General features: G+C 47.2%; 6 protein-coding genes. 5 read left to right on the plus strand and 1 reads right to left on the minus strand.

Annotated elements, in window-relative coordinates:
- Positions 1-47: 47 nt before the first annotated feature.
- Positions 48-1,511 (minus strand): trigger factor, encoded by a 1,464-nt coding sequence (gene tig, locus ACLGGO_RS22675; protein WP_446421005.1) that lies wholly within the window; start codon positions 1,509-1,511, stop codon positions 48-50.
- Between the two features lie 120 nt (positions 1,512-1,631).
- Between tig and ACLGGO_RS22680 the strand changes: the two genes are divergently transcribed.
- The 5 genes from ACLGGO_RS22680 to ACLGGO_RS22700 all read left to right on the plus strand — a co-directional run bounded on the left by ACLGGO_RS22680 (position 1,632) and on the right by ACLGGO_RS22700 (position 7,256).
- A complete protein-coding gene (locus ACLGGO_RS22680; RefSeq protein ID WP_446338174.1) occupies positions 1,632-1,775 on the plus strand; it encodes a hypothetical protein in 144 nt (47 codons plus the stop codon).
- Between the two features lie 650 nt (positions 1,776-2,425).
- A complete protein-coding gene (locus ACLGGO_RS22685) occupies positions 2,426-2,800 on the plus strand; it encodes a zinc ribbon domain-containing protein (RefSeq protein ID WP_446421006.1) in 375 nt (124 codons plus the stop codon).
- A 76-nt stretch (positions 2,801-2,876) separates the two neighbouring features.
- Complete coding sequence (locus ACLGGO_RS22690) at positions 2,877-3,920, plus strand: aspartate-semialdehyde dehydrogenase (RefSeq protein WP_446338173.1); 1,044 nt, start codon at positions 2,877-2,879, stop codon at positions 3,918-3,920.
- Between the two features lie 171 nt (positions 3,921-4,091).
- Positions 4,092-4,976: a 4-hydroxy-tetrahydrodipicolinate synthase gene (gene dapA, locus ACLGGO_RS22695; RefSeq protein ID WP_446338172.1), complete on the plus strand. Its 885-nt coding sequence runs from the start codon at positions 4,092-4,094 to the stop codon at positions 4,974-4,976.
- Positions 4,977-5,462: 486 nt separating this feature from the next.
- Positions 5,463-7,256, plus strand: coding sequence for a ribonuclease J (locus tag ACLGGO_RS22700; RefSeq protein ID WP_446421007.1), 1,794 nt, complete (start codon positions 5,463-5,465; stop codon positions 7,254-7,256).
- The last annotated feature ends 112 nt before the right edge of the window (positions 7,257-7,368 follow it).

Consider the following 7,368-nt stretch of genomic DNA (forward strand, 5'->3'; position numbering starts at 1 on the left):
GACTGAGAGCTCCTGCTTTGTCTGGGTTAACTCCCCAAACCCCAAGTTTATTCGCTCGCTGCCGTTTGTTCAGAAGCATCAGGGGTGGGTGATGTTTCCTCGCTGTCTTGATCAGCCGTGGCTTCAGGCTGATCGGCGGCGTCTTCACTTGCCTCAGAGATATTTTCCGGTGTATCCGTTGTTTCTTCTGTCGCTAGTGAGCCTTGAGGAACCAGTTCAATGGTAGCGTGTTCTTCCAACCATTCAAGGGCTTTCTCTTTGAGCAAATCGGCTTTAACGTACTCCCGCAAGCGTTGCGGATCGACATCTTGCCCTGCCAATTGTTTCATCACTTCTTGACATTTGGCATCCATCTGTTCATCATCCACAGTAAGTGATTCCCGTTTAGCCAGTTCCTCAAGGGCAAGGGATTGGCGCAGGCGTGCGATCGCATCGGGACGCGAACGCTGACGCAGTTGGGGCATCATTTCCGCTGTAAACACTTTCTGCAGATCCATCCCGTAGTTCTCCATCTGGATCGCAGTCTGGGTTAATATCGTCTGGACTTCCCGCTCAATCAGGGTTTCGGGTAGGTCAATCTCAACTTGTGCCACCAGCGCTTCGATCAGAGCGTTTTCTTTATTGGTTTTGGTTTCTTGCTCGGCTTTTTCGGTAAATTGTTCTGCCAAGGAGTCGCGCAATTCGCTGATGGTTTCCTCTTCGCTAATGTCTTGGGCGAAGTCGTCGTCGAGTTCGGGTAACTCTTTTTCCTTGAGTTCTTTGAGGGTAAGAGTAAAGACAGCACTCTTGCTGGCTAAATCCTCTCGCGGATAATCCTCCGGAAACGTCACCGGCACCTCTTTGGTTTCCCCCGGTGTCATGCCCACAATTCCCTGCACAATGTCAGCCAGAAACCGTCCTTCTTCGAGTTCCAGCTGAAAGTCAGTCGCCTCACCGCCAGAAATATCAACAGATTCCTCTCCCTCAGGTGTCAAACGACCCTTATAATCCACAACCGTCACATCACCCATTTGGGCGGGGCGCGATTCGACGGGAATCAGCGTGGCGTGCTGAACCTGACGTTCTGCCAAAAATTTATCCACCGCCTCAGGGTCTGACTTAACCTCTTCGGCTTTGACGCTGAGATTCCTGTAGTCTCCCAAATTGATTTCTGGAGGCACATCCACCGATGCCGAGAATGTTAACGGTTGTCCCGGCTGGAACTGACTCAGCAGTTCTTCAAAGGTGGAAACCAACTTATAGTTGCCCAGTGCCTCAATGGTTTCTTGGCTCAGGGCGTCCCGTAAACTATTTTGTACCAAATCTTCCAGCGCTGCTTCTTTGATCCGTCCCGGACCGAGGCGCTGGAGCAAAATTTGACGCGGCACCTTTCCCTTGCGAAACCCAGGAATGTTGGCAGAGCGGGCAAGATTTTGCACGACCTTCTCGTAGACCTTCTTGGTCGTTTCGGCGGGAATCTCAATTTCCAGACCGAGTTGGCTCTTGGGGAGTTTTTCCTGAGTAACTTTCATTGACGCTTTTTTTGGAGACAACTGAATTTTAGCTCTTTAGCGAATCCGGCGATAGGTTTCCCACGCCCTACTGCTGTTGCAGAGGTGGGATAAATCGCCAGTAATGCCAATCATAGTGGCATGGCATCCAGAATGGATGTGGTGTTCCTCGCCCATGTTATCCCTAAGTTTTCTGTTCTCAACACTTCCCCTCTCCACAGCGCCGAATGTAAAATCAAAGAACCGTATTGTTCAAAACTGGAACAAGTTCCCGACCAAACATAGACAGTCTGTACGTTCACCAAGTATCTATCCTGGGATAACGAGCGTGCTTGTGTAAGAGAGCGAAACACTCAGGCTAATGACAAAGGCTCCTCTACAAGCCCACGCTGTACTCGTAAGAGTCAGTGTGTAGAGCTGTCACAGGCTAATCCAAACACCTCATGATATGCTAGTCTGACAACTAGTTAATTTGAGTTCTAGTCATTGTTTCAGGGTATAAAAGAGACATAGATGGAGTCTGTCTGGAGGGGTTTCCGTATCTGATGATAGTACATTCAGAGCGTCTACAGCAGCGAATCTACCCTCTAGACCAGCTCGGCAGACGTTTTCCACTGTCGAAGCCGGGAGAACTGGGGCAGCCTTCTCCAGCAGACGTAGTCGGCTTCGTCTGGAAGCTGGGAAATAATTTTGACGAATGAGTTATCTATGTCACCCTGTACTAATGCATTGAGCTAGCCTACTCATCAAGTCCGAACGAGAACTGTTATCGTTAATCTGTCCCTTTAAGGGCAAGCCAACGGCAATATCTCAGTCAATTGGCGCGAACCTAGGTCTGTCGTGTTATCACAGATAAACATCTTTTTTGTTAAAATCTTATGGATTTTGTCAGGATATAGATTAGATAATTTCCTTAATCGGATGCTGGGTGGGGGATGTTTGTCAATTTTCTATCGTACAAACTAGAGAAAGAGGGTAAGGTCTTGGTAGAGATTGATAGATGGTTTCCCAGTTCTAAACTCTGTTCAAACTGCTACTACCAGGTTGATGAAATGCCGCTAGAAGTGAGGGAGTGGACTTGCCCTGGTTGTGGTACTCACCATGATAGAGATGGTAACGCTTCAGCAAATATCCGAGCTGAAGGCATCAGAATAATACAGGCGGATGGGACAGCCGTCTGTGCTGAGGGAGGGGAAATAAGACCGAAGCGTGGACGTACAGACGCGCCATGGCGGGTCTGTACTAAACTAAGGCATTCCCCAATGAAATCAGAAGCCCATGCTATACCCGATAGGGTGAGCGCTGGGTAGTTCACTTGGTCTTTCTGGCTCAGTTAAATCACTCTCAACAGGATCGATGTGTTAAAAAAAATTGGAGGTAGATCATTTGTCTAGTCAAGTTCGCGTTGCTATACTGGGCGCAACGGGTGCAGTCGGCGCCGAGTTACTGGAATTACTAGAAACCCGCAACTTTCCCCTTACCCATCTAAAACTCTTAGCCTCACCCCGGTCGGCGGGACAAACTCTCCAGTTTCGAGGCGAATCCCTATCGGTGGAAGCCGTGGGGGAAGATTCATTTAAAGAGGTGGATTTGGTTTTAGCCTCGGCTGGTGGTTCAACATCTAAAGCTTGGGCATCTAAAGCAGTTGAGCAGGGAGCTGTGGTTGTTGACAATTCCAGTGCTTTTCGCATGAATCCTGATGTACCACTGGTTATTCCTGAGGTCAATCCGGAAGCGGCGGCGAAGCATAAAGGGATTATTGCCAATCCCAACTGCACGACAATACTAATGGCAGTAGCCGTTTGGCCTCTGCATCGGGTGCAACCCGTCCAACGGATTATTGCCGCTACCTATCAATCGGCTAGCGGTGCAGGTAGACGGGCGATGGAAGAACTAAAAGTACAGGCGCAGGCAATTTTGCAGGAGCAAACGCCACCAACGGAAAGCTTTCCCTACCCCTTGGCGTTTAACCTGTTTCCCCACAATTCTCCGTTGAATGATCAGGGGTATTGTGAGGAAGAGATGAAAATGGTTAATGAAACCCGCAAGATTTTCAATGATCCCCAGATCCGAATCAGCGCTACTTGTGTTCGAGTTCCTGTGCTGCGAGCTCACTCAGAAGCGATTAATCTAGAGTTTGCTCAACCCATGTCTGTCGCCACAGCCAAGGATCTACTTGCCAATGCACCGGGAGTGCGACTGGTGGAAGATTGGCAGGCGAATTATTTCCCCATGCCTATAGATGCTACGGGTAAGGACGATGTACTGGTGGGACGCATTCGACAAGACTTGTCTCATCCGTGTGGATTAGAGATTTGGTTGAGTGGTGACCAAATTCGCAAAGGGGCAGCTTTGAATGCCGTACAAATTGCCGAGTTGTTGGTGGAACGGAATTGGTTAAAGCCAGCAACAGCAATGATGGCTTATTAATTTGTTTGTCCTTGGTCATTTGTCCTTTGTTCAATCCTGTGGCAAAGCAGTTGTGCGTCTATTGTCGTTAGTTGAGAGTTGCTTAGCTCGATAACTAATGACCAATGGCTTATAACTAATGACTAATGACCAATGACCAATAACTAATGACCAAAGAGGAGTGAAATAAGGGTGGTCAATTTTGGACGTGTATTAACGGCAATGATTACGCCGTTTAAAGAAGACGGCAGTGTGAATTATCAGGTTGCTGAGGAATTAGCGGCTCATTTAGTACAGCAGGGTACCGATACCGTCGTCGTCTGTGGTACGACGGGTGAATCACCGACATTGACATGGGATGAAGAGTGCCAGTTATTTCAGGTGGTGCAAAAAGCGGTGGCGGGTAAAGCCAAGGTAATTGCTGGCACAGGGTCAAATTCCACCCAAGAAGCGATCTCAGCTACCCAAAAAGTCGCTAAACTAGGGGTAGATGGTTCATTACAAGTCGTTCCCTATTACAATAAACCCCCACAAGAGGGACTCTATAATCATTTCCAGGCAATTGCCAAATCCAGTCCTGACTTGCCTGTGATGCTCTATAATGTACCTAGCCGCACGGGTCAAAACCTCCAACCGGAAACCGTTGCCCGTTTAGCGGAAATTCCCAATATTGTAGCGATTAAAGAGGCAAGTGGCAGCTTCGAGCAAGGCAGTCAAGTGCGACGTTTAACACCACCGGATTTTGCCATTTACTCAGGAGAAGATTCCTTTACCTTAGCTTTATTAGCACTAGGGGCAAGTGGCGTAGTCAGTGTTTCCTCCCATCTAGTTGGTCGAGAACTCCAGCAGATGATCCAGGCTTTCCAAGCGGGTCAAACAGACCTAGCTAAAGACATTCACTTAAAGCTTTTTCCTTTATTTAAAGTCTTGTTTTGTACTGCCAATCCTATTCCACTCAAAGCTGCATTAAAACTCCAAGGATGGGATGTCGGTTCACCGCGTCCACCATTGAGTGATCTGCCTATGGAATTGCAACAACAAGTCAAGACGGTTCTCCAAGAGCTTTCTTTACTATAAATTCTCATCAATGTTCATATTAGGAGAGTTAAATTGCCCTTAAAATAAAACAAAACATTTATCTATGAACGGCTCTTAATTGTTTGGCTAAAGTAGCCTATTATCTGCCCCTTGCCCATTGAGGTGCTAGAGTGATCATTGATAGATAATTCCATATTTTTATCGATAAACTCTAGAAACAAGCTCAGTTTTCATAATAAAACGACTTGTTAGTCCAGTTGAATTCATGACAGCAGGCATTAAGCCAAGGATATCGTTTTGAATGGTAACCCCTTGTTCTTTCATGTCGGTTTTTGATAGCCGTTTTCAATTATTGATCAGATCTTATGTTCTTTCTTTTCGATAGGTTCACGCATAACTCGAATAAGAATGACTACCACTTCTAACAAACTTGAGTTAGTCTAGATTAGATTAAGATTAGTTTATTGCCCAAAATTTATTTTCTAAAAAACGGCAATTTTCAATTCAGGTTTAACGTTGTAATTAATGAGAAATAGAAATCTCAAAGGAGGCAAATTGACTAGTAATAAATCTTCAGCCGCTCTAAAAATAATTCCCTTAGGTGGGCTGCATGAAATTGGCAAAAATACCTGTATTTTCGAGTTCAACGATGAAATTATTCTCTTGGATGCAGGATTAGGATTTCCTAATGATGAAATGCACGGGGTTAATATCGTTCTGCCCGATATGACCTATTTGCGGGAAAATCGCCATAAAATCAAGGGCATGATTGTCACCCATGGTCACGAAGATCATATTGGTGGACTTCCCTATCACTTGAAGCAATTTGATATTCCCGTCATTCACGGACCTCGACTGGCGATGGCGCTGCTGAAAGGCAAACTCGAGGAAGCAGGAGTTGCCGATCGCACAAAGTTAAATTCGGTTAGTCCTCGTGACATGGTGCGGATCGGTTCTTACTTTATGGTTGAATATATTCGCAACACTCACTCCATTGCCGATAGTTTTACCGTAGCGATTCACACGCCCGTTGGGGTTGTTATCCACACCGGAGACTTTAAAGTTGATCATACCCCGGTCGATGGTGAATACTTTGATCTCCAGAGGTTAGCCGAACACGGTGAAAAAGGAGTGCTTTGTCTCCTCAGCGATTCTACCAACGCTGAAGTTCCCGGACACACCCCTTCCGAAGCGTCCGTCTATCCCAACCTGGATCGCATTTTCTCCCAAGCACCGGGACGAATCCTGGTCACCACATTTGCCTCATCGGTTCATCGAGTGCAACTCATCTTAAATCTGGCACAAAAACAAAACCGAGTGGTGTCGGTTGTCGGTCGTTCCATGCTCAATGTTATTGCTCAAGCTCGGAATCTGGGGTATATAAAATGTCCCGATAGCTTATTTGAGCCACTCCACGCCGCCCATAGTTTACCCCCAGAAAAAGTGTTAATTTTAACCACTGGGTCTCAAGGTGAACCCCTGGCTGCTCTCACCCGTATTTCCAAAGGAGAACACCGGAAACTGAAAATTCAAGAAGGTGACACGGTTGTTTTCTCTGCTAATCCCATTCCCGGTAATACAATCGCCGTTGTCAACACCATTGATCGCCTGATGATGCAAGGGGCAAACGTGATCTATGGACGCCATCAAGGGATTCACGTTTCGGGTCATGGCGCTCAAGAAGATCATAAGCTGATGCTCGCCTTGACGCGACCCAAGTTTTTCATGCCCGTTCACGGGGAACATCGGATGCTGATCCAACATGGGAAAATGGCACAAAGTATGGGTATACCAGCGGAAAATATTGTGATTACCGATAACGGGGATGTGGTGGAATTAACTGAGGATAGTATTAGCGTTGTCGGTCAAGTCCCCTCTGGTATTGAGCTAGTGGATCGATCAGGTATCGTGCATCATGAAGTGCTTAAGGAACGTCAGCAGCTTGCAGGAGATGGTGTAGTGACTGTCGCCGCCGCCGTAAGTTGGGAGGGTAAACTCCTCGCCCAACCGGAAATACACCTGCGGGGTGTGGTCGCCAGTGTGGAGAAATCCTTGCTTCAGCAGTTAGTGATTAAGACGATTGAACGAACATTGAGCGATGGGTGGACAGACTTTGCCAAATCCTTTGATGACAAAAAACAACCAGAAATTGACTGGACAGGATTGCAACAGAAAATTGAGCGGGATTTAGAACGGTTAACTCGCCGCGAACTTCAAAGCCGTCCTCTAGTGGTTTTCTTACTACAAAATCCAGAGGAAGCACCTGTGAAAACGGTAGGACGTCGGCGTCAGCGCACAGCAGCTAAGGCGGCTTCTTAGGAGCAATGGCACGCTCCTGGTATGCTGGTGGGTTTCGGCTTCGCTCAACCCACCGGCTTCGCTCAACCCACCGGCTTCGCTCAACCCACCGGCTTCGCTCAACCCACCGGCT

Origin of the sequence: Coleofasciculus sp., from assembly GCF_046565525.1 — a bacterium.
GTDB lineage: Bacteria > Cyanobacteriota > Cyanobacteriia > Cyanobacteriales > Coleofasciculaceae > Coleofasciculus.